Here is a 26,432-nt window from a genome sequence, read left to right as displayed (position 1 = left end):
ACAGGCATTTAGGGCGATCCGTAATTATTGCCCAGTTTTTGGATGGGGATTTGGCGATCGCCGCAAAAAACGGGAAAAGAAGAACTCAAACCGTCAAGATTTGTTTCGCTTTCTCTTGCTGCTATTTCGGCTCGATCCATTTGCCGTCCCCTTTGATCAGGTTAATCAGTTCTGCAACGCCTTGATCTTCTGGGACTTTCTTGATCTCTTCGCGTCCTCGGTACAGGGAAATGTAGCCTGCTTGCTTCCCGACATAGCCATAGTCGGCATCTGCCATTTCACCCGGGCCATTGACGATGCAGCCCATCACGGCAATGTTTAATCCGGTTAGATGATTTGTGGCTTCTCGGACTTTTTGCAAGACCTCTTCTAGATTGAACAAGGTGCGACCACAAGACGGGCAAGCCACATACTCAACCATCGTGCGCCGCAGCCCCAACGCTTGCAGAATGCCATAGCAAACGGGGATCTCTTTTTCTGGAGCCTCGGTTAGAGAAACGCGAATAGTGTCACCAATGCCCTCAGCTAAAAGGGTACCGATGCCAGCCGTGGATTTAATCCGACCATATTCGCCATCTCCCGCTTCGGTCACGCCGAGATGGAGCGGATAAGCCATGCCTAGTTCGTCCATGCGTCTGACCATCAAACGATTAGCCGCCAGCATGACCGGAACTTTTGAGGCTTTGAGCGAGATTTCAAGGTTGTAGAAGTCGAGCGACTCGCAGATGCGGATGAATTCGAGCGCAGATTCTACCATCCCTTCTGGGGTATCACCGTAAGTAAACAGCATCCGTTCTGCCAGCGAACCGTGGTTCACGCCGATTCGCATTGATTTGTTCTGATCTCGCAGGGAAATCACCAATGGAGCAAGCGTTTCTCGAATTTTTTCGCCGATCGCGTCAAACTCAGCCTGCGTGTATTCGGTGGTTTTCGGCTTTTCAAACACATACAGACCGGGATTAATCCGCACGTTATCGACGTAATTTGCCACTTCTAGGGCGATCTTCATGCCGTTGTGATGCACATCTGCAACGAGCGGAACGGGCATATAAGTTTTGTGCAGGCGATCGCGGATTTCTTCCATCGCTTTCGCGTGTGCCAAGCTAGGAACAGTGACGCGGACGATCTCGCAGCCAATCTCATGCAGACGACGAATTGCCGCGACTGACCCTTCAATATCGAGCGTGTCTTCGTTGATCATCGATTGAACGGCGACGGGATGATCGCTGCCGATCGAGATGCTACCCACAGGAACAGAGCGAGTTTTGCGACGATGAATCGTAGTGTCAGTGGAATACTGAGCCACCGGAGTAGCCGAGGCGATCGGGGTAGGCAGAGTTTGCATAACGCGGGGATGATGGGTCGATAGCAAAAAAGACAGAATCTCACCAATGAGAGCTTCTGTCTTTCAGATTGCCATAGAAATGAACCATTTAACCGCATTTTCCGCCTATCCCCGGCATAAGCGAGATTCTTGTTTAACAGAACCTGCCATTGCTGCACTTTGCAGCGTCATAAAGGCGCGAAAATCTTCTTGATCGTACTTCGAGGAGAGCAGAAGCCGCAGTTGATTTTCGGCTTCGATCGAGAGCAGTCCGGTCGTTAGCGCTTGTTGAACGACTTCGCGAATTCGTGACATAGCAAACACCCCAACAGCCACAAGTGAACGAGTTTCAGTACGAACAACCCAATGGATTTATGCAATTCCGTAGAATTACGCTTTCGACTGACAGAAGTTTCAGGCTAAATCGATGGTTGAGATCTTAGAGGAGCTTCTCTAAGAAAAGCGGTATAGCAATGAACAATTTTTGAATTATCCAAATTGTTCAAATCCAGACCAGAACTAGCCTTGACGCAGATTGACGAATTTGAAGCGAGAATGTTCCCAGACTTTGAAAACAATTTTGCTCTACGATTCTGATTTCAGTTAAGAGACGGCTAATCCGGAGGAAAAAACGAAATGATACAAACAGGAGGGAGGGCTGTGCGAGTTTTCCCTATGTCCCCAACTGTTTGCCGCTTTGTATCAGAGGTTACTCATTTGGAGGTAATTCCAGCGCGATCGTGCCTAAGTTTCCTTTGCGGAAATCAGTGAGAACTTGCCGTGCAGTGCGTTCTGCGTCACCCTTATAATTCAGGTCTGCCAAGGTTTTGATATAGCTTTCTCCGGTTAGGTCTGCGATCGCGAGTCCGTAGCGCGATTCCAATGCCGCAGAGGAGGACTGCAACAATTCCACCAAAGATGCTGCAACTCTTTGATTGTCGTAAGCTGCTTCGCCAATATCGTCACAGATGGCTAGTTTAATGGCGGCTTGCTGATCTGTAAGCTTGTTGGGCAAAACTCCGGGCGCGTCGAGTAATTCGATTTGGTCAGAAATTCTCACCCATCTCAGTTGCCGCGTTACGCCGGCACGACGGGCACTTTCGACTACTCGCCGTTTGAGGAGTCGATTGATCAGCGCCGATTTTCCGACATTGGGAAAGCCAATGACAACGGCTCGAACGGGACGAGCCAGCATCCCGCGATCGAGCCTGCGCTGATTCATTTTGACTCCTGCCGTTTGGGTAGCTTTGGCGATCGCTTCGATCCCCTTACCGTGTTGAGCATCGGTAAACAGCGGCTCCTCGCCCCGCTCTTGAAACCACTGTGTCCACTGCTCTCTTGCTTTTTGCGGGATCATATCCACTCGATTCATTACCAGAATTCGCCCTTTCTCCCCGATCCATTGATCGACCTGCGGATGATGCGTGGACAAAGGAATTCGCGCATCCCGAACTTCCAGCACGACATCGACGCGCTTGAGTTGCTCTAGAAGCGCTCTTTCAGCTTTGGCAATGTGACCGGGATACCACTGGATGGAAGGTGCAGACATCTTAAGTTAATTCTCGAAGAGTTGGGCGGGCGTGAGTTGGAGTTGGGGAAATCGGAGGGAGCGGATCGAGCGATCGTCCTGGAATGTTCCGATTTCAGCGTATTCCTCACCTTGAAGTGCCAGAACCGTGATGGATCGATTTTCGGGATCAATTAGCCAATACTCAGGAATGCCCCGCTTGGCGTATTGAGCGCGTTTGCGGATGAGATCACGATCGCGATTGGCTTTTCCAGGACTGAGTACCTCAACGACAAGCTGAGGAGGCGGTGCGTCAATTAGGATCGTAAGGCGTTTCTGAGTCAGAGCTAGGTGAACTTGATCTAGAATCACCAAGTCAGGATATCGGTTTGCTGCATCTTCTCTTTGCAGCACTGGAACTTGGATTTCGCAGGTATGAGGGCGAATTAACCGAGGTGGAACTCCTGCCTCTACAAGTTTAAGTAGAAGAAGGTTAGGAATAAAATCATTCGGCTCAGATTCTGGTGGCAAGGCGAATAATTCTCCATCGATCAGCTCATAGCGATTATCTGTCCCGTCATCGAATTCCAGGTACTCCTCAAACGTGGCAAATTTGGGTTTGGCTTGAGTCATCGGTTAAGGAACGACTAGGACAGGACAGGGAGAAAGGCTGATCACTCGATTGGTGACGCTATCGGATGCGCCTTCGGTCGTGAGTCCGAGACCCCGACATCCCATGATAATCAAATCGGCTTCCACCTCATCAGCGACATCACAAATGGTAAAGGCAGGCTTGCCCTCGCGCTCGATCGCATCGACTTCGATCCCCTGCTGCGAAAAGAGCGATCGGGCACTTTCCAGCAGTGTCGCAACGGCTGTCGGAGACGACATCGCATCGGGATGATCGCTCATCGTTTCCACTACCGAGAGCAGAATCAAGCGGCTTTGATGCACTTTGACGACATCCGCGACCGTTTCAACCGCTTGACGGGAATCGCGGCTTTCATCGATCGGAAACAATACAGTCTTAAACATAATTTCAAATCCAGACTCAACTTATTTCCAGCATTACAGAAACTTCGATCATAGGTGACGCGATTAATGGAAAAATAAGAAATAGGTAGAAAGACTCATTTAGGAGCCAAGATCGTGCCGAAAAAGACTGTCAATGATTTATCGTCCGCCGAATTACAAGGCAAGCGTGTTTTAGTTCGGGCAGATTTCAACGTGCCTGTGGATGATCAAGGGAACATTACCGATGACACGAGAATTCGCGCAGCATTGCCCACGATCAAAGCGCTCACCTCAAAAGGAGCAAAAGTAATTTTATCCAGTCACTTCGGTCGTCCGAAAAATGGCCCCGAAGATAAATATCGCTTAACCCCGGTTGGAAAAAGACTTTCAGAACTGCTCGGTAAGCCCGTGGTCAAGACCGATGACTGTATCGGGGATGAGGTCAAGTCGAAAGTCGATGCGATGCAGCCTGGAGACGTTCTGCTGTTGGAGAACGTGCGATTCTACAAGGAAGAAGAAAAGAACGATCCGGCATTTGCTGAGAAATTAGCCTCGGTTGCAGATTTATACGTCAACGATGCGTTTGGAACCGCTCACCGCGCCCACGCTTCGACCGAGGGTGTCACCAGATTCCTCAAGCCCTCAGTTGCGGGATTGCTGATCGAGAAAGAATTGCAATATCTGCAAAGCGCGATCGAAAATCCTCAGCGCCCCTTGGCAGCGATCGTCGGTGGCTCGAAAGTTTCCAGCAAAATCGGCGTAATCGAAACCCTGCTCGATAAGGTAGACAAATTGCTGATCGGCGGCGGTATGGTGTTCACGTTCTATAAAGCGCGTGGCTTGTCGGTTGGTAAATCGTTGGTAGAAGAAGACAAGCTGGAACTTGCGAAATCCTTGGAAGCGAAAGCGAAAGAGAAAGGCGTTGAACTGCTGCTGCCGACTGATGTTGTGGTTGCCGATAACTTTGCGCCCGATGCCAACACTCAAACCGTGAGCGTCGAAAATATCCCCGATGGCTGGATGGGCTTAGATATTGGCCCTGATTCTGTGAAAACCTTCCAAGCGGCTCTGGCTGACTGCAAGAGCGTGATCTGGAATGGGCCGATGGGCGTGTTTGAAATGGATAAATTCGCCAAAGGAACTGAGGCGATCGCGCACACTTTAGCTGAACTCACCCCGAAAGGTACAGCGACGATTATTGGCGGTGGCGATTCGGTTGCAGCCGTTGAGAAAGTCGGAGTGGCAAGTCAAATGAGCCACATTTCGACGGGCGGTGGCGCAAGTCTGGAACTGCTCGAAGGCAAAGAACTTCCGGGAATTGCAGCGCTCGATGAAGCATAGAGTTTTCTGAAATTAAGCAAGCCCGTCGATCGCAGTTATTTGCGATCGACGGGTTGTGTTTTATCTCGGATTGACTTTACCGATCGTCTTCAGCTTTCCATCCGGTTCAACTGTCCAGACATCGTAACTACCGACAACATCGCCTGCTGCGTCAATATCAACATCCCCACTCGCGCCTTGATAGTTGATGTCTTTTCCTTGACGCAGCAGCTCTAAGCCCTTACACACATTTGTTACCATTTCTCCGGGTGCATTCGTCACCTCGCGTAGCTTATCTTTCATCGCCTCGCCCGTATTTGACTTTGCAGCTTGCGCGGCTAATGCCAAAATCGCAGCGGCATCCCACGCATGAGGCGCATAAGCCACGAGCGGACGTTTTTGCTTTTCTTCCCACAGTTTGGTAAAGGCAGCTAACCCTGCACCACTCGCGCCCGGAACGGTTCCAAGCGCTCCGGCGACGATCGACCGGTTGTTCTGTCCTTTGCCAACTTTATCCACGAAATCCTGCGAGTACACGCCATCGGTGAATAAAAACTGCATATTCTGGCTTTTTCCTTGTTCGTAAGCAGATTTCGCAATCAAGCTGCCCGTGTCGGCATACATCACTGCCATGACCACTTGTGGATTTCCGGCAAAAGCTGCGGCGGCTTCGGCTTCAACGGTCGTCGCCTTCGGATCATACCGAGTCGGTCTATCTTTGTTCGTCACCTTGCCACCCAGCGCTTCAAACGATTTGACAAACTCGCGCTCAAAGCCAACCCCGTAATCGTTGTTGATCACGATCGTTCCAGCCGTTTTCAGATTGCGCTCACTGGCAAGTTTTGCCAACGCTTGCGCTTGATAGATGTCGGGCGGTGCAGTTCTTGCCCAATAGCCTTGATACTTGCCTTCTTTGGCTTGCTGAGTGAATACAGGACTGGTGCTTCCAGGAGAGATGAGGACAACTTTATTGCGAACGGCGATCGGGATCGCAGCCGTTGAAACGCTACTGGCGAACGAGCCGACAACGCCCGCGACTTTTTCCCGTTCTGCCAATCGCGTCATGCCTTCTGCACCTGCGGCGGGATCGGTTTGGTCGTCTACTCTAACAAGGGTAACAGGTTGACCGTTGACACCACCGCACTGATTCACGGCATCCACCAGCATCGGGACAGCGTTGACCATTTGCTGTCCAACTGAGGCGAGGTCTCCCGTTGAAGGCAGGAGCGAACCGATTTTTAAGCCCCCAGCAGGTGCGGCAGAGCCAGCAGGTGATGCCGTTCCGCCTTGTCCGGTAGGTGGGGCGGATTCTTGGCAAGCGGCAGCAAGTAACCCCACAGAGAGCGTGAGGGCAGCCAGCGACAGAGCGCGACCAAGTTTAGGGCGAGAAGCCAGGTTACTCATTGCAGGTTCAACTCCTTTGAACGATCGAGAAATCCGAGTGTAGATCTTAAGTGAAGCCGATCTTAAACCCAAGACTCCCGAAATTCAGCATTATTTACTGAAATTCGTCGATCGTTCGAGTAACCACCAGAGTTCACCTTGCGGTTTGATCAGTCTTGCAGGGTAAGTATTTTCATCTGCTTGGTCGGCAAAAATCTGAGTGAGGGCGTTGTATTTGCTTGCGCCCGCCACCATGAAGATGACGGTCCGTGCTGCATTGATTAGCGGTGCGGTGAAGGTGATGCGGGGATTGCCATCTTTGTCGCCCACAGTGATGAGACGATCGCGCACTTGTAAAGCAGGGGTATGAGGAAACAGGGATGCCGTGTGAGCATCATCGCCGATACCAAGCAAAATCACATCGAAAGCGGGAAATTCTCCTGGCTTGGCGTTGAAAAAGGTTTGCAGTTCAGCTTCGTGTTTTTGAGCGGCGATCGCCGGAGCAGCGTCATCGGTTGGCATCGGATGAATATTTGCAGGGGGAATCGGCACTTTATCCAGCCAAGCCAAACGCGCCATGCGTTGATTGCTGTCAGGATGATCTGCCGGAACATAGCGTTCGTCACCCCAAAAGATGTGGAGCTTATCCCAAGGAAGATTTTGCTGCGCTAGTTTTTCGTAGAGCGGTTTGGGCGTGCTACCGCCGGAAAGCGCGATCATGGCAGTGTTGCGAGTTGCGATCGCAGTGTGGAGGTTTTCGACCACGAGTTCGAGGGCGCGATCGACGAGCGCATTTAGATCAGCGAGGATTTCAATCTGTGGATTCATCGGAGCAATTTCACAATTCTTCTTCGTCAGGATAAAGGAAGAATTTTCAGATCTCTGCTGTCTTTAGATCGATGTAAAGATCGATGTAAGAAATTTGAGTTCAATCAGCCGATTTGACTTTTTGCCATTTCAAGAAACGCTTCTGCTTGCTGAAGTTGTCGAATCGCGTCTGCTTCACTGAATGCCTCGTCAATGTCGTAATCGCCTTGAATTCGAGCTTGTTCTGCCGTAATTAGGGCTTGATGAAACTCTTTTGGAACTTCACCGGATCGAACAAATTGCTTGCCAAAGGCAGATAGCACACCGGAATGGGTTGAGAAAGACAGTCCTCTCCCAATGAGCATTGCTTCAGCAGCATAGAACATCGTGTAGTAAGCTCGCGTGATCGCAAACTCAAACAATTCCTGCTGCTGAAGCAACCTAACAGCCTGAAGACCACGATCGGCTTTTTGCAGAAGTTTTTGCTGCTCAGGGGTCATACTAAAATCCCTTCACGACGTACATTCAGGAAAAATGGAGTTTTTTCCTGCTTAAAGCGATCGAGCGATGCGAATCCCAAAGAGACTAAGACTGTGTTTTCTAGACAAAGATCGCTCACAAACTCGCTGGTTCGCTGGATTTCTTGCACCACATTTAAGGGCGCTTTCAGTACAACGAGGATATCAATATCTGATTGCTCAGTTGCTTCTTTTCGGGCTTGTGAGCCATAGAGAACAATATGAGCTAATTGATCTCCATACTCCTGCTGCAAATAGTCCCGCAGTTTCGACAAAATTTCTGGCAAGTCGGGGTGAGTCATAGAGGACGCGATCGCGAACTGTATCCCAATTTTAGAAGAGCAATCAATCGAGAAGCAGCCAGTGACAATTTGAATTGCTCGATCGACAGTGAAACCAAAAAATCGTTTGATCTTTGATATCGGTGATATAAGAGATAAACAAGAAAATCTTGATCGAAATTTTATGGTTCAGCAAGTTTTCTCGCTTTGCGAACGCTACTCCCAATATCTTGAGCATCACGCGATTGTATTGCAGCCAAAGATTCGGCAGAGCATTCAGCAAGGATTAGAAGGGACAGAGGCGGAGCAGCCCCAATCAGCCTTAGAGCGCAATAATGTAGCGATTGCAGCTTTAATTGAGGCAGAGCAGTGCGACCCACCCTTTCGAGGAGTCTTGCTGGATACCGCGATCGAGCTATTGAGTCCAGTGATTCAGGAACATCCGCTCTGTGCAGCCCATTTTGCCTTGATTCAGTGTTTGGTTGGGAATACATCCGAAGCAATTAATCTTGCCTTTTCAACGTTTATTCAAACCCTTGAAGCGGATTCATTCGCAATGGGAGCGGTCTATCTGCCAGAGCGATCACTGCTAGAAACCGTTCTACGAGCTGATACCGGAAAAATGCAGGCACTGTGTCTATTGAGTGTAGTCTTGCAGCAATCGCAGCTTGTTTTTTATAACAGTCCTGGACTACGATTCCTCAATTTATCAACTCAGGTTTTGCCCCCAAACCGCTCGACGGCTCTGAAATTAGGAGTTGCCTCTTTTATCAATTTCCGATGGGAAGGTTTAGCTGCTTTATATCAAGCCAAGCAGCTTGATCCCACACATCCACAGGTTTTACAGGCGCTTTTCCTGGCTTACCGGGAGTTGAGACAGCCTAAAAGTGCAACGCGCTGGTTAGAAATCGCTCAAACTCTGCGATCGGACAAAATGAATGCTTGGCGATGGGTTGATACCTCGATCGACAATGACATTACCTATTTACCGTTTGAGAACAGTGTGCTTGCGGTTGAAGCCAGCTTTCGGAGCATTGTGACAAGCGTGTTAATTGCTGAGGGTGACTGGTTTGAGAAAGAAATGGAGTTTTGGCGATCGCAGATTCAGGCTGGAATGACGGTGATTGATGTGGGCGCAAATGTTGGAGTGTATACGTTTAGCGCGGCTGATCGAGTGGGAAAAACAGGGTGTGTGATTGCGGTTGAACCGTTTTCGGGCTGTGTTCGCTGCTTAGAAGAAACACGCCGAATTAATGATTTTTCTCAGGTACGAATCTGTGCTGGAGCGGCTAGCGATCGAGTAGGAACTGCAAAGCTTTCTCTGCAAAGTGCAAGCGAACTGAATGAAGTGATTGAAGCAGAAAGTGACACCGAGAACGCTGAAGTCATTAAATGCTTTACTTTGGATAGTTTGATTGAAACAGAACAAATCAATCGAGTTGATTTTCTCAAAATTGATGCTGAAGGTCATGAAATGCAAGTCCTCAAAGGAAGCGATCGCATTTTGTCCGAGTTTAGACCGACCATTCTTTATGAGAATATTGCAGGCAGTAAGACAACGAACTTACCCGTTGCAGAATATCTCATCGCGAAGAACTATCGACTGTTCTGGTATCAACCGTTTGTTCAAGAGTTAGTTGCCGTAGAGACACTCGATGATCTGCAAGGCAATCTGAATGTGATTGCACTACCTCATTAAGGAATTACACTATGCCGATTTTTCTCAATGCTCTTAAGCAGAACGGATTGCTTGATCGCATTCACCTCAGTATCTGTAATGTTGGATCGAGAAAAGTGAGCGCACAAGATGACTATGCAAGGCAAGCCTGGCGGGTCTTTGCCCCGAATCTGACCATCTATGGATTTGATGCTGATCCAGAGGCTTGTGAGGCTGCGAATTTAGAGTTTGAAGCACGAGAAGCAGATTGGAGTGAATTTCACATTCCGATCGCGCTTGCAAAAGAATCGGGAACTGCAACGCTGTATGTGACTAAAAATCCAATGTGCAGCTCTCTATATCGCCCGAACGAAGAACTACTTCAGCATTTTTCCGGTTTGCCTGCTCTGGTCAATTTAGACCACACTACAGAAGTCGAAACGACAACGCTGGATACTTTTTGCCAAGCAGAGTCGATCGACGAAATTGATTTTTTGCAGATTGATGTTCAGGGTGCAGAACTTCAGGTTTTGGAAGGTGCAGTTCAGATTCTGAATCAGAGTGTTCTAGTAGTTCAAGCAGAGGTTGAATTTTCGCCGCTCTACGAGAATCAGCCTTTATTTGCAGATGTGGATGCTTTTCTGAGACGGCAAGGGTTTACGTTGTTTGATGTATCGAAGGCGCAGATTGCAAGATCGCCCATCCGGTCAATTAATCGTCCTGGACAATTATTGTGGGGCGATGCAATTTATCTTCGTGATCCGTTTGCTGAGAACACGCCAGAGCAATTCAAAACACCCGACCAAATCTTCAAACTTGCCTGTATTGCAGATGCTTTGCAGTTCACGGATTTTGCCCTCGAACTTCTAAAGACACTCACTTTGAAGCATGGAAAAGATTCTAAGTTTGATTTTGAAAATACTATTCTTACAGTTTTGAACCAGATGCCAGAGTTAGGTCAGTCTCCAGGAGCAATGGCTTTGATTGCTGAACTGGAGACTTGGAGGGCTATCCAATCTTAGCCTTCTGTATAGGTTTGCCACATTTCCAAATAGGCAGCTTCCATTTGTCGAGTAAAGGCTTTCGCATTCCAAAGTGGCGCTGTTTGACGCGATCGCATTAAGTCCCAGTGAATTTTCTGGCGAAGGGCTGCATCGGTTCCCAGCTTCACGCCCCATTCGATGTATTCTTCATCTGTCCAAGCAATGCCTTCGGTGATACCCGCATTTTTTAGCATTGTGTAGCTGTTGCGGGCAGCGAATTGTTCGCCCACGCGGGTAACGATCGGAACTCCCAGCCAGAGTGTTTCGAGGGTGGTCGTTGCGCCGTTGTAGGGGAAAGTGTCGAGAACGACATCGGCAATTTGTAAGTTAGCGCGATGGGTTTCGCTCGAAGGATCGCCCTTGAGGAATCGCAGTTGATTAGCGGATACGCCTTCTGCTTCGGCAAGCTTGAAAAAGCATTCTTGCACTGAGTTCGCATCCGATAGCCCTTTGATTAACAAGTAGCTATTCGGAACTTGCTTGATGATTCTTAACTGAGATCTGACATGCTCCTCATGGCGTTTGTAGCCTCGCTGAGCACTGAGAAATACGATCGCATCTTGAGGAATGCCGAGGTCTTCGCGGCGTAGCGTTGGAGGATCGACTTCAAATCCGTCTACGGCAACGTAGGTTTGAGGCAATCGCCAAAATTTTTCGCTGTAGTAGCCCTGTGCATCGTCGGGAAGGACATAGGGATCAGCGATGAAGTAGTCGATCGTGGGTAAACCAGACGCATCCCAACCCAACCAAGTCACCTGAATCGGGGCAGGCTTGAGAGAGAGAACCTGACAGCTTATATCCAGCGTGATGCTATCTAGATCAATTAGAACATCAATCTCATCTTGATAGATTTGGTCTGCGATTTCTAGATAGGTTTCCTCTTTATACGCATGGTACTTGTGAGCATAGTCTACTGCATCAGCAAACCAAGCCTGTAACGGGTCGTACATCTCTCGGTATCCAAGAAAATATCCATGAACTTCGACTTGCTCAGGATCGTGATGCTGGAATAACCATCGCGCTAACCAACCGACAGAATGCGTTGCCATGCAGTGAGAGAGATAGCCCACTTTCAAGCGTTGACCTGTGCGATCGCGCTTTTGATGAATGTACTGTTTTCCAATCGATGCGGCATGACGCTGAATTTCAGATTGAGCGAACTTCAGAACCTGGTTCTCTAGGGTTCTCCATTGTTTGGGTTGGTCTTGTAGATAAACAAGATAAAAGGCTGAATTGAGCAGTCGGGTCAATTGAAAAGGTACTAGATTAGGGGGCTGCTGCTCTACCACTGCTTCTAACAAAGTGAAGTGATGCTGAGCAACTTGAACGGCTTCTTGCCAACGTCCACCCGCTCCAAGGAGTCCACGCAAGATTAAACTGTTGGAATAAACTTGCTCAATTAAGCTGTCTGAGGATTCATATCTTAATTTCGCAATTTCAACCCCTTGGTTGTGGTTTCCTGAGTTCTGATGAAGTGACGCAAGTAAGCCCAGAATTTCTGGCTGGGTCGGATCAATTCTGAGCGTAAATTCTGCAAGCTTGATAGCAAATGCGTAATTAAACGTCGTGAATCCGAAGCGAAGTAGTCCATCCACGATAGATCCGGCTAACCCAGGTGTGTCCTGCAACTTCATAATTGCAACTTCTGCAAACTCAAGCAGTGAGTTAGAGGCTGGAGCAATCTTCAGAAGTTTATCAAAGACGTGCAGGAGATGTTCAGGCGAAAATTCTGCTTCAGGCTCCGCAAGTTTCTGAATTAGCCCGATTTCTTCGAGAAATGAGTCTGTTAAAAGGTTGAGGTCGATCGAGAGCAAAACGAGCCACAGCAAGTTATCAATGTCGCCGGGACAGAGTTCTCGAAGGTGCTGTCGAATTGCCCAAGCAGTTGCTTGCTGTTGTTTTGTGCTGCGTTGTTCTGCTTCGGTCTGGAGAATTTGGCTCAGTTCAGCAACAGCAGCATCAATCTGATCCGAATCAATTTCTGATAGCGCAAACAACCAGGTCGTTTGTGCTTCTTCTTCTTGTCCTTGGAGCAAAAGAAGCAATCCCAAATACCAGTAGTGAGAGTACTCAGAAGGCTCTGCTTCGACGGCTTGTTCATATAGAGCCGTAGCTCGATCGAACTTGTCTTGGTTGATGTAGTGTGCTGCTTGTTGTTGCCAATCTGGTGACAAACTAGCGGGGGGCATGAAAGTTGTCATAGAAGATATCAACGGCTGGGTGCAGTTTGAAACATGGTATTGCAGAAAAAGAAAAGTGAGTAGAGAGAATCTACCCACTTTTAGCTTTAACAATTTGAGCTTTAAGTTAGACTACTTGACTAATGAAGAGCCATTAGCGCAGCTAGCAGCATTATTGCCATTAGGAGCGGTGCCAAGTCCAACTGCGGTCACTCCTGGGGCATTATTCTCACAAAGGATTCCGGTGGTGTTGGTTTCGCTCGTGGTTGCGTCTGTTGTCAAAAACACGCTTCCACCATAGGAACGAAGCGAAGTCGATTTAGATGTGCCAAGGCTCAAACTGGTAGTGACCGTCTTATCGCCACCACTGGTAGAGTAGCTGTAGTTTTCAGTCTCGGCAGCGACGGGCTTCGATAACGTAGTCAAGTCACTTGCAAAGTTACCCTTCTCCATGTAAAACGCTTGCTGAGTGCGGAGCAATGTACCAACATACTGCTTCGCTTCAGATTGCTTACCTTTGTTTGCTTGGTTCAAGAACGAAGGAAGTGCGATCGCGGACAGAATACCGATGATGATGATTACAACGAGCAATTCAATCAGGGTGAAACCACCTTCTCTTTTTTTCGAGACCAAGTGGCTGAGGAATTTTGCCTTCAATTCAGATTTCATGAGAGACGTTTCTCCTTTAAGGTGCGGTTTGTTTGAACTTCTAACGCCTGAATCTAATCTGCCCAGCGCGATCGCATTTCATATCACGCATCAAAAAAATTGGAGGTTAGTCCGACGACTCCAGTAGAAGATAGAGATAGGATTCAAGATCTTGCATCGCCAGGGTTAACTGTTCGATCGCGCTACTGACTGAAACAGGTTCTAGCGTCATCGAATCGACGGGTTTCAGCTTCAAATAGCGATCGGCTAATGCAGTAAACGGTTGTGGACTATCCCAGAGCGGCAATAGTGTGGCTGCGATCGTGCTATCCACAAAGAAGTTCACGCCTTCAGGAACCGAACTCGTCAGATAGCGCGTAATCAACATCGGGGCTTGTTGTTTGATCGATCGCTCTAAGCTCTCGCGCACTTCTGAAGTATTCAACTGGGGATGCAGATGCACCGTTGTTGCTTTCCAATCTGCAATCTCCCAATCATCGAGTGATAGTTTTGGCTTTGCTTGACCCGAATGACCACACCAAAAATCTAACAATCGATGTTCCGCATTGAATAGCTCATAGAGATGAAGCTGCTGCTCAATTGAACATCCAGGTAAGCTCATTGCCAAAAAAGACGGCAAATCATCGGGCTTCTCAAACAATGACATCAAATTCCACCGCTGCCAGTTCACCATGCTGATAAACTCCAGCCCAGCGCGTCGCAGCCCATCAAACAGATCTGGAATCGTATAGCCCTTATCTTCCTGAAAAAGCAGATTCATCAGAACCCACTCATTGCGGTTTTCATCTGGATTACTGCGGAGTGTTCGCTTCAATTGAACATTGGGCTTGAGCGCTTTGAGCGTATCGACTGCAAGCTCAATTTCTAAGTCTTCTGGATTATGATCCATCAATCCCATTAACTGAAACAGCTTCTGCGCTCGAAAATACAGATATCGCTGAAGCTCGCTGTGCAAATTGCTGCGAATAATGCCTTGAGGCTTTAGCACCGACCTCATTGCTCGGAGTCCATCGGCAATATCTGCAAACAGATACAGCACCTCATCACAATTGATATAGTCAAACTCAAGCCCAAGCTGCGGTAAATCTTCAATCCCTATTGCATAGAACTCTGCATTCTCGATGCCGTGATACTCCATGCGCTTTCTAGCAAACTCCACCGATCGTTCAGATAAATCAATTCCGACAATCTTTGCACCAGGATTCGCTTGAGCTAGCGCCAGACACTTACTCCCCGTTCCACAGCCTGCATCTAAGATGATGGCATTCTTCGGATCAATCACCATCCGATCGCGCAGATAGTAAGGTGTCACCAAATTGTGAATGAACATCAACTCAGCGTTGTCTTTCGGTGAGTAGTCGATCGACGTTTTCGGATAAGGCTCAAACTCAAACTGCTGCCGAATCTTCTCTAATTTTTCCGGAGATGCTTTGCTCATGGCTTGGGTCGGCTTTCTTGGATGGGCACTGAGAAAAAATTTCTTCCAATATGCCCGTGAAGTTGAGATTAACCTCCGTGAAGCTACGGCTTAATTCGGTCGACGAGAAAATTATTTAGGAGAATTTGCTGTTCCAGTGCAGACAAAGCGCAATTTCTCCGTCATTGTGAACGATCGTCATCGCCCCGTCGAATATAGACCCTGACTACAACGATCGCCGAGAGGACTAAATCCACAGCAATATTTTCCGGCTTTGCATCGGACAAATTCCACATCCAACAAAATCACATGGCATAATGATGTGTCTGACCTGATTAGGGGAACTGATAGCACTCCCAAAACCGACTTAATTTAAGGAGAAAAAATGGCACGAGTGATGGTCGTTGGAGCGGGTGGGGTGAGCCGCGTTGTTACTCACAAACTTGCTGCACTGGAAGAGTTTGATGAAATCCTACTCGCCAGCCGGACTCTAGAGCGATGTAATCAGATTGCTCAGAGTATTTCTACAAAGCCCATTCAGACCGCACAACTCGATGCGGATGACGTGCCCCAAACCTTAAAGCTGCTGGAGGCGTTTCGCCCCGATATTCTGATTAACGTGGCTTTGCCCTATCAAGATCTAGCGCTGATGGATGCGTGTCTGCAAGCAGGCGTACACTATCTCGATACGGCAAATTACGAGCCTCCCGACAATCCCAAATTTGAATATCGCTGGCAGTGGGCGTACCAAGAGCGCTTTTTTGAGGCTGGACTAACCGCCATTCTCGGCTGCGGTTTTGATCCCGGTGTGACGGGCATCTTTACCGCCCATGCGCTCAAACATCATTTTGATGAGATTCACGAACTCGATATCGTGGATTGCAATGCTGGGAGCCATGGTCGCGCCTTTGCAACGAACTTCAACCCAGAAATCAATATTCGCGAGATTACGCAACCCGGACGCTACTACGAAAAAGGCGAATGGGTCACGGTACCGCCGTTGTCGATGCACCAGTCAATCGAGTATCCGGAGATTGGCGATCGTGAGTCGTACTTGCTCTATCACGAAGAACTTGAATCGCTGGTCAAACATATTCCAACCTTGAAGCGAGCGCGGTTCTGGATGACCTTTTCCCAGACCTATCTCACTTATCTCGATGTGCTGCAAAACTTGGGTTTGACGCGGATTGATCCGATCGATTACGAAGGAACACCCGTGATTCCGTTAAAGCTGCTGAAAAAGCTTCTGCCTGATCCGTCTTCCCTAGCAGCAAACTACACGGGGCAAACTTCGATCGGCTGTCATCTGCGCGGCATCAAAAACGGCAAACCGCAGCAGTATTATATTTACAACAACTGCGATCACGCTAAGGCTTACCAAGAAGTCGGAGCGCAAGCCATTTCTTACACGACAGGAGTTCCGGCGGCGCTCGGAGCCTTGATGGTAGTAAACGGCGCTTGGCAAAAACCAGGAGTGTTTAATGTCGAGCAGCTTGATCCTGATCCCTTTATGCAACGAATCGGATCGCTCGGTTTGCCGTGGCATGAAGTGATTGGTCATCCTTCGCCATTTGCAGAGGTGTAGCAATGATTAACAATGCAACTTTGGCGACGATTCCGTCGCCTTGCTTTGTGCTGGATGAAGCGCGGCTTGAGCGCAATTTACAAGTGTTTGAGCGAGTCCAGCGATCGGCTCCCGTGAAAGTGCTACTGGCGCTGAAGGGGTATGCACTGTTTCATAGTTTTCCGATGATTCGGAAGTCTCTTTCGGGTGCTTCGGCAAGTTCGCTCTGGGAAGCTCGGTTAGCAGCAGAAGAGTTTGGCGGTGCCTTGCACGTTTACTCGCCTGCCTATCGCGATCAGGATTTGCCGGAATTGTTCGATCGTGCTTCTCATCTGACGTTTAATTCATTAAGCCAGTGGGAAAGATCGCGATCGTTGGCAGGGTCTACATCGATCGGGCTGCGGATTAATCCGTTGTATTCCCCGGTCAAAACTGCACTTTATAACCCCTGTCAGCCTGGATCACGTTTAGGAGTTTTGCCGGAGCAATTGGGCGATCGCTTACCCGATGGCATCAGTGGCTTTCTATCGCACAATCTCTGTGAAAGCGATTCTTTTGCGTTAGAAAAGACTCTGCATCAGATCGAGCAACACTATGGTCATTTGCTCCCTCAGATTCAATGGTTGAATCTGGGCGGCGGGCATTTGATGACGCATGAAACTTATGAGGTGGATCATGCGATCGCAGTGCTTTCTGCATTTCACGATCGCTATCCGCATTTGCAGTTGTACTTAGAGCCGGGCTCTGCGATCGTCTGGCAAACCGGATTCCTATTAAGTACGGTTCTAGATTTGATTCCGGTTCAGGATCTGACGCACGTCATGCTAGATGTGTCATTTAGCGCTCATATGCCTGACTGCTTAGAGATGCCGTATCAGCCTGCAATTGTCGGTGCTTCGGTGCTGGAAGCTGGAAAAGTCGGGTATCGCTTGGGTGGATCAAGCTGTTTAGCTGGGGATTTCCTCGGAGATTATCAGTTCGATCAACCCCTCTCCATCGACGATCGCATTGTGTTTGAAGACATGATGCACTACACGATGGTTAAAACCACGATGTTCAACGGAGTAGCTCACCCCGCGATCGGCTGCCTCAAGCGAGATGGATCGTTTGAACTGTGGCGGCAGTTTGGCTACGAAGATTACCGCTCCAGAGTTGGGTGAAGATTGCAGAAGATCAACCGCGATCGTGAAAATCATGTTTTACGATGTGATTTGGCACGATCGTGGTTTCTTTATGTCTAAACGCAAAAAAGGCAAGCCAGAGTGGATCAAAGAAACGCTGCAAATGAGCGACAATCACGGCTGGAACTCCAAACCTGGCTACAAAATTTTTGTGGCAGGGCGGGGTGCCGTACGATTTGATGTGCCGCAAGATTGGCATTTTGAACCCGATGAAAAATCTTTTTGCTTCCATGACGCGCCACCGCCAAACGATGACTGTCGGCTGGAAGTTTCTTACAACCATCTGCCCGAAAACGATTGGAGCTTGTTTCCACTCGCGCATACCGTAAAAAAGATTGCGATCGAAGACCGGCGCGATGTGATCGAGCAAAGCGAAGTTGCCACGCTAAAACGCCAAACTGCTCGAATTGCCTGGATACAAATTAAGTTCATCGATCCGAACGAAAATCGCGAAGCCTATTCCCGGATTTGTGTCGGTCTTGGCTCAAAGATTCAATGTCTGATCACGTTTGATTACTGGGCAGATCAAGCAGAAAAGCTCACGCCTGTTTGGGATGAAGTGATGAATTCGCTGGTGTTGGGCTTGTATATTCGCGACCCAAGAACAGGCTTTGCGATGCCAGATTAGCGCGATCGACTTGATACGATAATCAAGCGGTTTACAGTTTGATTCATGGTTCAGACGATTGTTGTGAAAATCGGGACTTCGAGCCTGACTCAGCCAGAGTCGGGACAGCTTGCATTGGCGACGATCGCGGCTTTGGTGGAAGTTTTAAGTCAGCTGCGCCGACAAGGACATCGCGTGGTGCTGGTGTCGTCCGGTGCGGTCGGGGTCGGATGCTCGCGATTAGGCTTGGTCGAACGTCCGCGATCTATGTCTCTTAAGCAAGCGGTTGCTGCAGTCGGTCAAGGGCGATTGATGCGGATTTATGATGACTTTTTCACAGCGCTGCAACAACCGATCGCGCAAGTGCTGCTAACTCGTGGAGATTTGATTCAACGTAGCCGATACGTGAATATCCTCCGCACGTTTCAAGAATTGCTCAATTTGGGGGTCATTCCGATCGTCAATGAAAACGATACGGTTGCTACCGATGAATTGAAGTTTGGCGATAACGATACACTCTCCGCACTGGTGGCAAGCGTGGTCGATGCGGATTGGTTGTTTTTGCTCACGGATGTCGATCGCTTATACTCTGCCGATCCCCGCAGCAATCCTGATGCTCAACCGATTACGATCGTCAAACATATCGATGAACTTGCACAGGTACAAACCGGAAGCTCCGGGACGCAATGGGGCACAGGGGGCATGGTCACGAAGATCGAAGCCGCTCGAATTGCCACGGGAGCAGGCGTGAGAACGGTGATTACCCAGGGTCGATCGCCGCAAAACCTACTGAAGATTCTTTCGGGTGAATTAATCGGCACTCAATTTGAACCGCAACCGCGTCCGTTTAATGCCCGTCAACGCTGGATCGCTCATGGTCTTGTTCCCGTTGGACAGTTGTATCTCGATGAAGGCGCAGTGAAAGCGATTCGGACATCCGGACGATCGCTCTTAGCTGCCGGAATTATTCAAGTCGAAGGCGAGTTCGATAGTCAGAACGCCGTCAAAATCTGCGATCGCTCCGGTGTCGAGATTGCGCGGGGCATCGTCAACTACAACAGTGACGAACTCGAAAAGATCCGGGGTCGTCAATCTGACGAAGTTGCAAAGATTCTCGGCTATGTGGGCGAAGAAACCGTTGTACATCGTGATAATCTTGTCCTTTCGTGATCGCCCCTGCTACAATTCAATCCCGAATAACCCCTCAATCCCGAATCACCCCTGCCGAGGAGACCTGTGACTCAAGTGACCTATTCTGAATCTGTGCAGTCCTTTCCAGTTCTAGGGCTACCGATGCACCTATTAAGCAGCTACGATCGCTGGCTGAGTGAGCGGATCGAGCAACGTTTGGGTTGTCATGTGATCACGCTAAACGCCGAGATGACGATGCAGGCAGAGCAAACTCCGGCACTGGCAAGGACAATTCATCAAGCTGAACTGGTGATTCCAGATGGATCAGGGATTGTGCTGTATGGACGGCTTCACGGCAAGCGCATCCAGCGAGTTCCGGGAATTGAACTGGCACAGACTTTACTGGAGCGATCGACCCAATTTAGAGAGCCTTGGTCAATTTTCTTCTTCGGCGGTGCGCCGGGTGTGGCTGAGACTGCGGCGCAAAATTGGCGACAAAAGATTCCAGGAATTTCGATCGTCGGAGTGCAAAACGGCTATCTCAAGTCCGAAGACGAAATGGAGTTTCTACACAGACTCAAAACGCTACAACCGCGTTTGATCTACGTGGGGTTGGGTGTGCCTCGCCAAGAGTTGTGGATCGCACAGCATCGTCATCTTTGCCCGAATTCCGTTTGGGTTGGAGTCGGCGGCAGTTTCGATGTTTGGGCAGGCACAAAAAATCGCGCTCCTCAATGGCTCTGCGACAATCATTTAGAGTGGTCGTATCGACTGTATCAGGAACCCTGGCGCTGGAAGCGAATGATGGCGCTTCCAAAGTTTGTTTTGCGATCGGTCATGTATCGCTTGACAAAGCGCAATCCCGTAAGCGGATAAATGCACCGAATCGAGGATGTGTAACGGCATAGAATGAAGGCTGAAGGGGGATATCCCTCCTTCTTTGTATCCTTCATAGTTTAGATTCATGCTCCATCCCGAATTCAAGCAGCGACGCGATCGCTTTATGTCCAAAATCGGTAACGGAACCGCAATTTTCCGCAGTGCGCCGCTGGCGGTGATGCACAATGATGTGGAATACAATTTTCGCCAGGACAGCGATTTTTTCTACCTCACCGGATTTAACGAAGCAGATGCGGTTGCGGTATTTGCACCTTGGCATGAAGAACATAAGTTTATTCTGTTTGTGCAACCCAAGGATCGCGATAAAGAAACTTGGACGGGCTATCGAGTTGGAGTAGATGCGGCAAAAGAAAAGTATGGAGCCGATGAAGCTTATCCGATCACAGAATTGGATGAGAAGGTGGCGCAGTATGTCACTAAAGCAGAGCGAATTTATTATCACTTTGGACGCGATCGCGCCTTTAACGATCGCATCATTCGTTTGTGGCAGCGCTGTATTGCTCTACATGAACGGAATGGATTTGGCCCGACTGCGATCGAAGATCCAAGCTTCACGCTGCATCCGATGCGGTTGGTCAAGAGCGAACATGAACTTTCAGAAATGCGACGGGCGGTAGAAATTGCAGCGGAAGCTCATAATTTGGCGCTAGAGCTTCGCAAGCCTGGACTGTATGAGTATGAAATTCAAGCGCAGATGGAGCATCTCTTCCGGCTTAGGGGAGGACAGGGAATTGCTTACCCGTCGATCGTCGCTTCAGGTCACAATTCCTGCATTCTGCACTACACCGAGAACGATCGCCAAATGCAACAGGGTGAATTGCTTCTAATTGATGCGGGATGTTCGTATAACTACTACAACTCAGATATCACTCGGACTTTCCCCGTGGGAGAGAAGTTCACCGAAGAACAGCGCATTTTGTATGAGTTGGTATTGAAAGCGCAACTGGCTGCGATCGAGCAAGTCAAACCCGGAAATCCTTGGAATCAATTTCATGATGCCGCCGTTCGAGTGATCACCGAAGGCTTATTAGAGCTGGGCTTGCTGCAAGGTGAGATCGAAGAAGTTATCAAAGAAGAGAAATACAAAGCCTTCTTCATGCACGGTACTGGGCATTGGTTGGGGTTAGATGTGCATGATGCCGGAGCGCGGAAGGTTGGCGAAAACTGGCTAAACTTCCAGTCAGGGCAAGTCGTGACCGTAGAACCCGGAATTTATATCAGATCGGACTTCCAACCCTTAGAAGGACAGCCCGAAGTCAGCGATCGCTGGCGCGGCATTGGCATTCGGATTGAGGATGATGTGTTGGTGACAGAAACCGGAAATGAAGTTCTCACGGCAGCCGTTCCGAAATCAATTGAAGCAATGGAGCGATAAGAGCGATGTTTGCACTCGTGTCTTGCGATCGCATCGAACTTCCACCCGGAGCCGTCCTGCGGCTTCCGGGAACTTGGCAGGACTACATCACTTTGAGCGAACAACGGGGAGATAAATCAATTCCTCGAATGAAGTATCGAGATGGAGAGATTCTATTGATGTCACCGCTCCCCATACATGGACTAGGCGCAAATTTATTAGGCAATATTGTAGAAACGATTCTGGATCACCTAGAGCAGGAATACGATGCTTACACCCCTGTCACGATGACCATACCAGAAGCGTCTGGAATTGAGCCAGACGTTTGCTTTTACATTGATAACTGGCAAGTTTCATCCGGCAAAGATCGGATTGACTGGCAAGTTGATCCGCCCTTTGATTTGGTGATTGAAATAGATGTCACCAGCTATAGCAATGTGGATGATTATCTCCCTTTCAAAGTACCGGAGGTGTGGATGTTCAAGAATAAACAGCTTTGGATTTATGGATTAGAGAACGACGCTTACGTACCACAAGAACGAAGTCGCTTTTCTCCAGAAATTCCTATCTTCGAGATTGTTGCTGAATGTGTTCAAATTGCCTCGGAGCGAACGACTAGCGCTGCAATTCGTAGTTTACGGCAACGGTTAAATTAGGAGTAATCGCCTTATGACAACCACCTTAGTTCCATCTCAGAAACAAACTCCACTTCTGTTTGAAGCGCTTACCTGGCGGGAATTCAAAGCCGTTGAGCAATTGCTCGATCGTCCTGGTTATCGGCTTTCTTTTTTAGAGGGAACGTTGGAGATTCGACAAATGCCTGGTGAACCACATGAAACGGTTAAAAAACGCATTGCTGCTCTATTGGAGCTTTACCTATTGTTGAGAGGATTCGACTTTACTCCTACAGGTTCGATGACCCTGGAGAGTGAATCTGGATTGGTCAAGCGAGAAGCTGATGAATCGTACAAACTTGCACCAGGAAGAGCGCACCCTGATTTAGCGATCGAGGTTGTTTTTACAAGCGGTGGCATCAATAAACTAGAAGCTTACAGACGCTTAAAGATTGCGGAAGTTTGGTTTTGGGAAGATGGTGTTTTAGAGATTTATCATCTACGGGGTGAAGGCGATCAGCGACGGTATGAAAAACTGACTAACAGCGAGGCAGTTCCCGGAATCGATCTTGAACTGCTTTTACGCTGTATCAATATAGTCAATCACGTTGAGGCAGTCAAAACGTTTCAACAAGCAATTCAGAAGTAAGGACAATGGAACTACCAGAATTAGATCGTGAGACGATCGATAGAATTCTCGAAATGGCATGGGAGGATCGCACTCCTTTTGAGGCGATCGAACTGCAATTCGGACTGAGCGAAAAACAAACGATCGCGCTGATGCGTCGGGAAATGCAGGAATCGAGCTTCAGAATGTGGCGTAAGCGAGTCAGTGGTCGTAAGACAAAACACTTAAAGCAGCGTGATTTTCTTGAAGGGCGGTTTCGCTCACAAAATCAAAAAGGCTCTTGAGCACAAATGCAGAGTTCTATTGAGAATTATTATTAATATCCTTGCTCTAAACTGCGAAATAATTGATAATTCTGGATCTCGGCTTATCGCAGTCACTAGAGCGCCTCATGTCAACCCCAAATTTTCTTAATGCCCTTAGCCGTCGGCAATTGATTCAGTTAGGACTGATTTCAGGGACAGGAGAGGAAATCTATGCCGATGTTGAAGATCAACTGAATGAGCGTAAAGTACCTGAATTCAAGAGTTCATTGATTGCGCTGCAAGATGAAGTCAAAGCTGGAGCTAAAAATGCAGAGAAAATCAGCACCGGATATCAATCTTCACTAAAGTCGATCGATGCTGCAATCAACGCTTTACCGGAATCTGAACGTCAATCTCCGAGATTTGTGCTGCAAGTGATCAATGGATTGTTAGATACGGCAAACTCGGAATATGGAGCGGCGATCGCAAACAATAAGATTTCTCATACCAGATTGATTTGTGGATGCGACAGATTCTCGCCCCCTAAATCCCCCAGAATGGGGGACTTTGAGTATGATCTGTCGCATTCTATGTTTAATTCGGTATCAGCACTTTGTTTGGATACACCGATCGCTTGTATCTGGTTCAAGCCGTTGCTTACGTGGCCTTTCTGTTCACCGTGGGAAGCCTGTACTTTCAATCGCTGCTGGGTCGATCATGGTTTTCACGGCGGCAAACTCCAAAGCAAAATTAATCCCATTCTGCCGCTTCTTCTGCTTCTGCTTGAGCGATCTCCCTTCTAACCGCTTGCCAATCAACACGCTTCTGATCTCGAATTAATTGTCCCTGCTGCAACTGTAGAACTCGATCGCTAAACTGTTCCGCCCATTCCAACTGATGCGTTACGACTAAAACTGTAGATTCTATTTGAGTCAGAATTCTTAGCAGTGTTTCATTCCGATTCGCATCTAGATTTGCGATCGGTTCATCGAGCAACAATACTTTGGGCTGACAAATGAGAGCGCGAGCGATCGCAATCCACTGCCGCTCTCCGGTTGAAAGCTCTAACTCAGATCGATCGAGCCATTCACGCGGAATACTCATGCGGTCGATCGCGTGATTAATTCGCTGATCAATCTCTCTAACATTTCTCAGTTTTAGCGGATAGCTCAATGCTTCTCTCACTGTCATTCCGAGTAGCTTCGGTTCTTGTGCAACAAACAGGATCTGCTGCCGTAACTGTAATACCGGAATGTCCTGATAACGGTTGCCTTCAAACTGAATCAATCCTGCACTTGGTTCTGCTAATCGATTGATCAATCTCAGCAATGTGGTTTTACCAGAACCCGAAGCCCCGACGATCGCAATCCGATCGCTTTTGTTCACCGTAAACGAAACATTTCGCAGAATCTCACTTCCTGCAATTGGAGTTCCTTTCTGCGTGATTCTGCTTGGAGCGAAGCTGACTTGATCTAACCATATCAACATCAGATTTTTCCTAGCGAGATTGCTGTCGAAACTGTCCAAGCATCAATCAGCAGCAACAAGAACGTGAATCCTAACAGAATCAAATACATCCACGGTTGCGACAACGGTTTCACATCAGTAGTATCAATGCCTGTTTCCGCTTGGACGCGATTCACTAATCGCGTAAATCCAGCCACGCGCATTGGCAATAGATATCCTTCACCGGATTTACTTAGAAAGTAATAAACCAATCCGCCTTGTCCAGTCGATCGTGGCTTCAGCGCTTTGACTTCTGACCAAGGCAACTGCCACCCTTTGCGAAAGACCTTCGGAACCCAAGCAGGATAAGTCACTTGAATTCCGTCTGCATCCAAGATCACGCGCTCACTCAATGCACCAAATAATGCAATAAAGCCGATCGCAATTCCCGCCCATAGCCATCCACTTGGAACCGGAGCATCGGTGGTTTCAGCCAGTACAGGAAGCGGAGTTGTTAATGCAATATACAAACTGAGCAACGTCAATCGAATCAACGGCGAAATCCGAAAAACATCAGTTGAGGGCGTTTCAGTTGTGGACGTTTCAGAAGTCATGCAATTTCACCAATCCAACTCAGAATCTTACGATTTACGATTTCCGGTTGTTCATCGTGCGGACAATGACCCGCATTTTCAATCTCAACCAGTTCCAGCTTTTGATTGAGTTTGACACAAAATGCAGCCAGACTCGGCGGCACAAACTTATCCTGCTTGCCCCAAAACAACAGCATTGGAATCGTCATCGTCGGCAAAATCGATCGCGCCCGATAGTCCGTAATCTTTGGGGTTGTCACCATCGATCGCAACGCCTTGACCGCACGGGGATCACGCGCCGGAATTGATAAAATTTCCACCAGTTCATCGGTAATTCCGTCGGAACTCGCATACGCCTGCCGCGCCCACAGCCGAATCAAGCGCGAACTCCGCAACACGCGAAAGAACGGATTAAAAATCAGTGGAAACGTGAAAATACTCTTACCCACGGCTGCGATCGGACGAAACACTTTCACCAGCGCTCCCGCCCATTCCGGCGAATCCAGCACCGAAGAATCCGGCAGATTCAGCATCACAACCCCTCTCACCATTTCGGGATACGCCTTCGCCACCGCCAAACACACCGAAGACCCGATCGAATTCCCAATTAACACCACAGGCTCCCCCACAAAGGTTAGCCAAAAATCATGCACTTGTTCGATCCACAGCGCCACATTGTAAGGCGCGATCGCTTTCTCCGAAGCCCCAAATCCCAACAAATCCAAGGCATACACCGTATGATGCTGGCTTAACACCGAGACATTATGCCGCCAATGCCCGATCGAAGCCCCGAATCCATGAATCAGCAGCAACGGCGGCGAACTTTCTGATTTTTGCGATCGCTGATAAGTATATCGGGTTTGCCATCCACGCCAGATCCAATCGCGCTGACTCCCAATTCGCTGCCGCCAAGGTAAAGCATCTACCACAATTTCACCGATATCACTCTGTTAATCTATTTTAATCGGATGCCCGAACCCCGGATTTTTGATTCCTGCTTTAGAATTTACGTAACAAACTAGAGAGAAATTTCCCCAGACTGAGTAGAA

Annotated in this window: 27 protein-coding genes and 1 pseudogene; 13 read left to right on the top strand and 15 right to left on the bottom strand. The window is 48.5% G+C overall.

Annotation, left to right across the window (positions count from 1 at the left end; translation table 11 throughout):
* Positions 1-121: 121 nt before the first annotated feature.
* From ispG to NC980_RS10405, 5 genes are all read right to left on the bottom strand, one after another.
* Entirely contained in the window at positions 122-1,345 is a 1,224-nt protein-coding gene (ispG, locus tag NC980_RS10425) for a (E)-4-hydroxy-3-methylbut-2-enyl-diphosphate synthase (protein WP_190379089.1), read from the bottom strand.
* A 105-nt stretch (positions 1,346-1,450) separates the two neighbouring features.
* Positions 1,451-1,639, bottom strand: a complete 189-nt coding sequence (locus NC980_RS10420; RefSeq protein ID WP_190379088.1) for a hypothetical protein — start codon at positions 1,637-1,639, stop codon at positions 1,451-1,453.
* A gap of 394 nt (positions 1,640-2,033) precedes the next feature.
* Complete coding sequence (gene ylqF / locus NC980_RS10415) at positions 2,034-2,873, bottom strand: ribosome biogenesis GTPase YlqF (protein ID WP_190379087.1); 840 nt, start codon at positions 2,871-2,873, stop codon at positions 2,034-2,036.
* 6 nt (positions 2,874-2,879) lie between these two features.
* Complete coding sequence (locus tag NC980_RS10410) at positions 2,880-3,464, bottom strand: Uma2 family endonuclease (RefSeq protein WP_190379086.1); 585 nt, start codon at positions 3,462-3,464, stop codon at positions 2,880-2,882.
* Between the two features lie 3 nt (positions 3,465-3,467).
* Positions 3,468-3,866, bottom strand: coding sequence for a universal stress protein (locus tag NC980_RS10405; protein WP_190379085.1), 399 nt, complete (start codon positions 3,864-3,866; stop codon positions 3,468-3,470).
* 114 nt (positions 3,867-3,980) lie between these two features.
* On the opposite strand from NC980_RS10405, the gene NC980_RS10400 reads away from it, so the two are divergent.
* Entirely contained in the window at positions 3,981-5,186 is a 1,206-nt protein-coding gene (locus NC980_RS10400; protein WP_190379084.1) for a phosphoglycerate kinase, read from the top strand.
* A gap of 60 nt (positions 5,187-5,246) precedes the next feature.
* On the opposite strand, the gene NC980_RS10395 is transcribed toward NC980_RS10400, so the two are convergent.
* The 4 genes from NC980_RS10395 to NC980_RS10380 form a co-directional block, all read right to left on the bottom strand.
* Positions 5,247-6,569, bottom strand: a complete 1,323-nt coding sequence (locus NC980_RS10395; RefSeq protein ID WP_190379083.1) for an ABC transporter substrate-binding protein — start codon at positions 6,567-6,569, stop codon at positions 5,247-5,249.
* Between the two features lie 90 nt (positions 6,570-6,659).
* On the bottom strand, positions 6,660-7,376 hold the full coding sequence (gene pgl, locus NC980_RS10390; protein ID WP_190379082.1) for a 6-phosphogluconolactonase: 717 nt from the start codon (positions 7,374-7,376) through the stop codon (positions 6,660-6,662).
* 104 nt (positions 7,377-7,480) lie between these two features.
* Positions 7,481-7,855, bottom strand: a complete 375-nt coding sequence (locus NC980_RS10385) for a HEPN domain-containing protein (RefSeq protein ID WP_190379081.1) — start codon at positions 7,853-7,855, stop codon at positions 7,481-7,483.
* A complete protein-coding gene (locus NC980_RS10380) occupies positions 7,852-8,175 on the bottom strand; it encodes a nucleotidyltransferase domain-containing protein (protein WP_190379080.1) in 324 nt (107 codons plus the stop codon). Before NC980_RS10380 ends, NC980_RS10385 begins: the two co-directional genes overlap by 4 nt.
* Positions 8,176-8,338: 163 nt before the next feature.
* Here NC980_RS10380 and NC980_RS10375 point away from each other — a divergent pair, with 163 nt between their 5' ends.
* Both NC980_RS10375 and NC980_RS10370 read left to right on the top strand, forming a co-directional pair.
* The gene (locus NC980_RS10375; protein WP_190379079.1) at positions 8,339-9,853 is read left to right on the top strand and encodes an FkbM family methyltransferase; all 1,515 of its coding nucleotides are present in this window, start codon (positions 8,339-8,341) and stop codon (positions 9,851-9,853) included.
* Between the two features lie 11 nt (positions 9,854-9,864).
* On the top strand, positions 9,865-10,833 hold the full coding sequence (locus NC980_RS10370) for an FkbM family methyltransferase (protein WP_190379078.1): 969 nt from the start codon (positions 9,865-9,867) through the stop codon (positions 10,831-10,833).
* Here the strand turns inward: NC980_RS10370 and NC980_RS10365 are convergent.
* The 3 genes from NC980_RS10365 to NC980_RS10355 all read right to left on the bottom strand — a co-directional run bounded on the left by NC980_RS10365 (position 10,830) and on the right by NC980_RS10355 (position 15,141).
* Positions 10,830-13,055: an O-linked N-acetylglucosamine transferase, SPINDLY family protein gene (locus NC980_RS10365; RefSeq protein WP_242027168.1), complete on the bottom strand. Its 2,226-nt coding sequence runs from the start codon at positions 13,053-13,055 to the stop codon at positions 10,830-10,832. The two genes, NC980_RS10370 and NC980_RS10365, sit on opposite strands and share 4 nt — an antisense overlap.
* Before the next feature lie 111 nt (positions 13,056-13,166).
* Positions 13,167-13,703 (bottom strand): type IV pilin-like G/H family protein, encoded by a 537-nt coding sequence (locus tag NC980_RS10360; RefSeq protein ID WP_190379077.1) that lies wholly within the window; start codon positions 13,701-13,703, stop codon positions 13,167-13,169.
* 106 nt (positions 13,704-13,809) lie between these two features.
* On the bottom strand, positions 13,810-15,141 hold the full coding sequence (locus NC980_RS10355) for a class I SAM-dependent methyltransferase (RefSeq protein WP_190379076.1): 1,332 nt from the start codon (positions 15,139-15,141) through the stop codon (positions 13,810-13,812).
* A gap of 364 nt (positions 15,142-15,505) precedes the next feature.
* Here NC980_RS10355 and NC980_RS10350 point away from each other — a divergent pair, with 364 nt between their 5' ends.
* The 10 genes and pseudogenes from NC980_RS10350 to NC980_RS10305 all read left to right on the top strand — a co-directional run.
* Positions 15,506-16,705, top strand: a complete 1,200-nt coding sequence (locus tag NC980_RS10350) for a saccharopine dehydrogenase family protein (RefSeq protein ID WP_190379075.1) — start codon at positions 15,506-15,508, stop codon at positions 16,703-16,705.
* Positions 16,706-16,707: 2 nt separating this feature from the next.
* Positions 16,708-17,844 carry a carboxynorspermidine decarboxylase gene (gene nspC / locus NC980_RS10345; RefSeq protein WP_190379074.1) on the top strand — a complete coding sequence of 379 codons (1,137 nt, stop codon included), beginning with the start codon at positions 16,708-16,710 and terminating at the stop codon, positions 17,842-17,844.
* 73 nt (positions 17,845-17,917) lie between these two features.
* The gene (locus NC980_RS10340) at positions 17,918-18,493 is read left to right on the top strand and encodes a hypothetical protein (RefSeq protein WP_190379156.1); all 576 of its coding nucleotides are present in this window, start codon (positions 17,918-17,920) and stop codon (positions 18,491-18,493) included.
* 45 nt (positions 18,494-18,538) lie between these two features.
* Positions 18,539-19,642 (top strand): glutamate 5-kinase, encoded by a 1,104-nt coding sequence (gene proB, locus NC980_RS10335; RefSeq protein ID WP_190379073.1) that lies wholly within the window; start codon positions 18,539-18,541, stop codon positions 19,640-19,642.
* A gap of 123 nt (positions 19,643-19,765) precedes the next feature.
* A complete protein-coding gene (locus NC980_RS10330; protein WP_190379155.1) occupies positions 19,766-20,479 on the top strand; it encodes a WecB/TagA/CpsF family glycosyltransferase in 714 nt (237 codons plus the stop codon).
* An 88-nt stretch (positions 20,480-20,567) separates the two neighbouring features.
* Positions 20,568-21,878, top strand: a complete 1,311-nt coding sequence (locus NC980_RS10325) for an aminopeptidase P N-terminal domain-containing protein (RefSeq protein ID WP_190379072.1) — start codon at positions 20,568-20,570, stop codon at positions 21,876-21,878.
* 5 nt (positions 21,879-21,883) lie between these two features.
* Positions 21,884-22,513: a Uma2 family endonuclease gene (locus tag NC980_RS10320; RefSeq protein ID WP_190379071.1), complete on the top strand. Its 630-nt coding sequence runs from the start codon at positions 21,884-21,886 to the stop codon at positions 22,511-22,513.
* A gap of 13 nt (positions 22,514-22,526) precedes the next feature.
* Positions 22,527-23,120 carry a Uma2 family endonuclease gene (locus NC980_RS10315; RefSeq protein WP_190379070.1) on the top strand — a complete coding sequence of 198 codons (594 nt, stop codon included), beginning with the start codon at positions 22,527-22,529 and terminating at the stop codon, positions 23,118-23,120.
* Positions 23,121-23,125: 5 nt separating this feature from the next.
* Positions 23,126-23,383 (top strand): TIGR03643 family protein, encoded by a 258-nt coding sequence (locus NC980_RS10310; protein WP_190379069.1) that lies wholly within the window; start codon positions 23,126-23,128, stop codon positions 23,381-23,383.
* A 182-nt stretch (positions 23,384-23,565) separates the two neighbouring features.
* Positions 23,566-23,847, top strand: a pseudogene (locus NC980_RS10305) (helix-hairpin-helix domain-containing protein); the annotation flags it as partial.
* A 247-nt stretch (positions 23,848-24,094) separates the two neighbouring features.
* Here the strand turns inward: NC980_RS10305 and NC980_RS10300 are convergent.
* From NC980_RS10300 to NC980_RS10290, 3 genes are read right to left on the bottom strand one after another with little or no spacing between them, the layout of a single operon-like run.
* Positions 24,095-24,832, bottom strand: a complete 738-nt coding sequence (locus NC980_RS10300; RefSeq protein ID WP_190379068.1) for an ATP-binding cassette domain-containing protein — start codon at positions 24,830-24,832, stop codon at positions 24,095-24,097.
* On the bottom strand, positions 24,832-25,404 hold the full coding sequence (locus NC980_RS10295) for a hypothetical protein (RefSeq protein ID WP_190379067.1): 573 nt from the start codon (positions 25,402-25,404) through the stop codon (positions 24,832-24,834). The genes NC980_RS10300 and NC980_RS10295 overlap by 1 nt, the downstream gene beginning before the upstream one ends.
* Entirely contained in the window at positions 25,401-26,312 is a 912-nt protein-coding gene (locus tag NC980_RS10290; RefSeq protein WP_190379066.1) for an alpha/beta fold hydrolase, read from the bottom strand. Before NC980_RS10290 ends, NC980_RS10295 begins: the two co-directional genes overlap by 4 nt.
* Positions 26,313-26,432 lie beyond the last annotated feature (120 nt).

Source organism: Leptolyngbya sp. AS-A5 (assembly GCF_039962495.1).
Lineage (GTDB): Bacteria > Cyanobacteriota > Cyanobacteriia > Leptolyngbyales > Leptolyngbyaceae > Leptolyngbya.
This window is presented reverse-complemented; position numbering and strand designations above follow the sequence as displayed.

Excerpts from the sequence above, each read along its gene's own strand:
- NC980_RS10375 (WP_190379079.1), top strand. The coding sequence starts at position 8,339 with ATGGTTCAGCAAGTTTTCTCGCTTTGCGAACGCTACTCCCAATATCTT.
- NC980_RS10320 (WP_190379071.1), top strand. The coding sequence starts at position 21,884 with ATGTTTGCACTCGTGTCTTGCGATCGCATCGAACTTCCACCCGGAGCC.
- NC980_RS10385 (WP_190379081.1), bottom strand. The coding sequence starts at position 7,855 with ATGACCCCTGAGCAGCAAAAACTTCTGCAAAAAGCCGATCGTGGTCTT.
- NC980_RS10340 (WP_190379156.1), top strand. The coding sequence starts at position 17,918 with ATGTCTAAACGCAAAAAAGGCAAGCCAGAGTGGATCAAAGAAACGCTG.
- nspC (WP_190379074.1), top strand. The coding sequence starts at position 16,708 with ATGATTAACAATGCAACTTTGGCGACGATTCCGTCGCCTTGCTTTGTG.
- NC980_RS10355 (WP_190379076.1), bottom strand. The coding sequence starts at position 15,141 with ATGAGCAAAGCATCTCCGGAAAAATTAGAGAAGATTCGGCAGCAGTTT.
- NC980_RS10300 (WP_190379068.1), bottom strand. The coding sequence starts at position 24,832 with ATGTTGATATGGTTAGATCAAGTCAGCTTCGCTCCAAGCAGAATCACG.
- ylqF (WP_190379087.1), bottom strand. The coding sequence starts at position 2,873 with ATGTCTGCACCTTCCATCCAGTGGTATCCCGGTCACATTGCCAAAGCT.
- NC980_RS10360 (WP_190379077.1), bottom strand. The coding sequence starts at position 13,703 with ATGAAATCTGAATTGAAGGCAAAATTCCTCAGCCACTTGGTCTCGAAA.
- NC980_RS10325 (WP_190379072.1), top strand. The coding sequence starts at position 20,568 with ATGCTCCATCCCGAATTCAAGCAGCGACGCGATCGCTTTATGTCCAAA.
- NC980_RS10295 (WP_190379067.1), bottom strand. The coding sequence starts at position 25,404 with ATGACTTCTGAAACGTCCACAACTGAAACGCCCTCAACTGATGTTTTT.
- ispG (WP_190379089.1), bottom strand. The coding sequence starts at position 1,345 with ATGCAAACTCTGCCTACCCCGATCGCCTCGGCTACTCCGGTGGCTCAG.
- proB (WP_190379073.1), top strand. The coding sequence starts at position 18,539 with ATGGTTCAGACGATTGTTGTGAAAATCGGGACTTCGAGCCTGACTCAG.
- NC980_RS10410 (WP_190379086.1), bottom strand. The coding sequence starts at position 3,464 with ATGACTCAAGCCAAACCCAAATTTGCCACGTTTGAGGAGTACCTGGAA.
- NC980_RS10370 (WP_190379078.1), top strand. The coding sequence starts at position 9,865 with ATGCCGATTTTTCTCAATGCTCTTAAGCAGAACGGATTGCTTGATCGC.
- NC980_RS10365 (WP_242027168.1), bottom strand. The coding sequence starts at position 13,055 with ATGACAACTTTCATGCCCCCCGCTAGTTTGTCACCAGATTGGCAACAA.
- NC980_RS10395 (WP_190379083.1), bottom strand. The coding sequence starts at position 6,569 with ATGAGTAACCTGGCTTCTCGCCCTAAACTTGGTCGCGCTCTGTCGCTG.
- NC980_RS10315 (WP_190379070.1), top strand. The coding sequence starts at position 22,527 with ATGACAACCACCTTAGTTCCATCTCAGAAACAAACTCCACTTCTGTTT.
- pgl (WP_190379082.1), bottom strand. The coding sequence starts at position 7,376 with ATGAATCCACAGATTGAAATCCTCGCTGATCTAAATGCGCTCGTCGAT.
- NC980_RS10330 (WP_190379155.1), top strand. The coding sequence starts at position 19,766 with ATGCACCTATTAAGCAGCTACGATCGCTGGCTGAGTGAGCGGATCGAG.
- NC980_RS10310 (WP_190379069.1), top strand. The coding sequence starts at position 23,126 with ATGGAACTACCAGAATTAGATCGTGAGACGATCGATAGAATTCTCGAA.
- NC980_RS10405 (WP_190379085.1), bottom strand. The coding sequence starts at position 3,866 with ATGTTTAAGACTGTATTGTTTCCGATCGATGAAAGCCGCGATTCCCGT.
- NC980_RS10350 (WP_190379075.1), top strand. The coding sequence starts at position 15,506 with ATGGCACGAGTGATGGTCGTTGGAGCGGGTGGGGTGAGCCGCGTTGTT.
- NC980_RS10380 (WP_190379080.1), bottom strand. The coding sequence starts at position 8,175 with ATGACTCACCCCGACTTGCCAGAAATTTTGTCGAAACTGCGGGACTAT.
- NC980_RS10420 (WP_190379088.1), bottom strand. The coding sequence starts at position 1,639 with ATGTCACGAATTCGCGAAGTCGTTCAACAAGCGCTAACGACCGGACTG.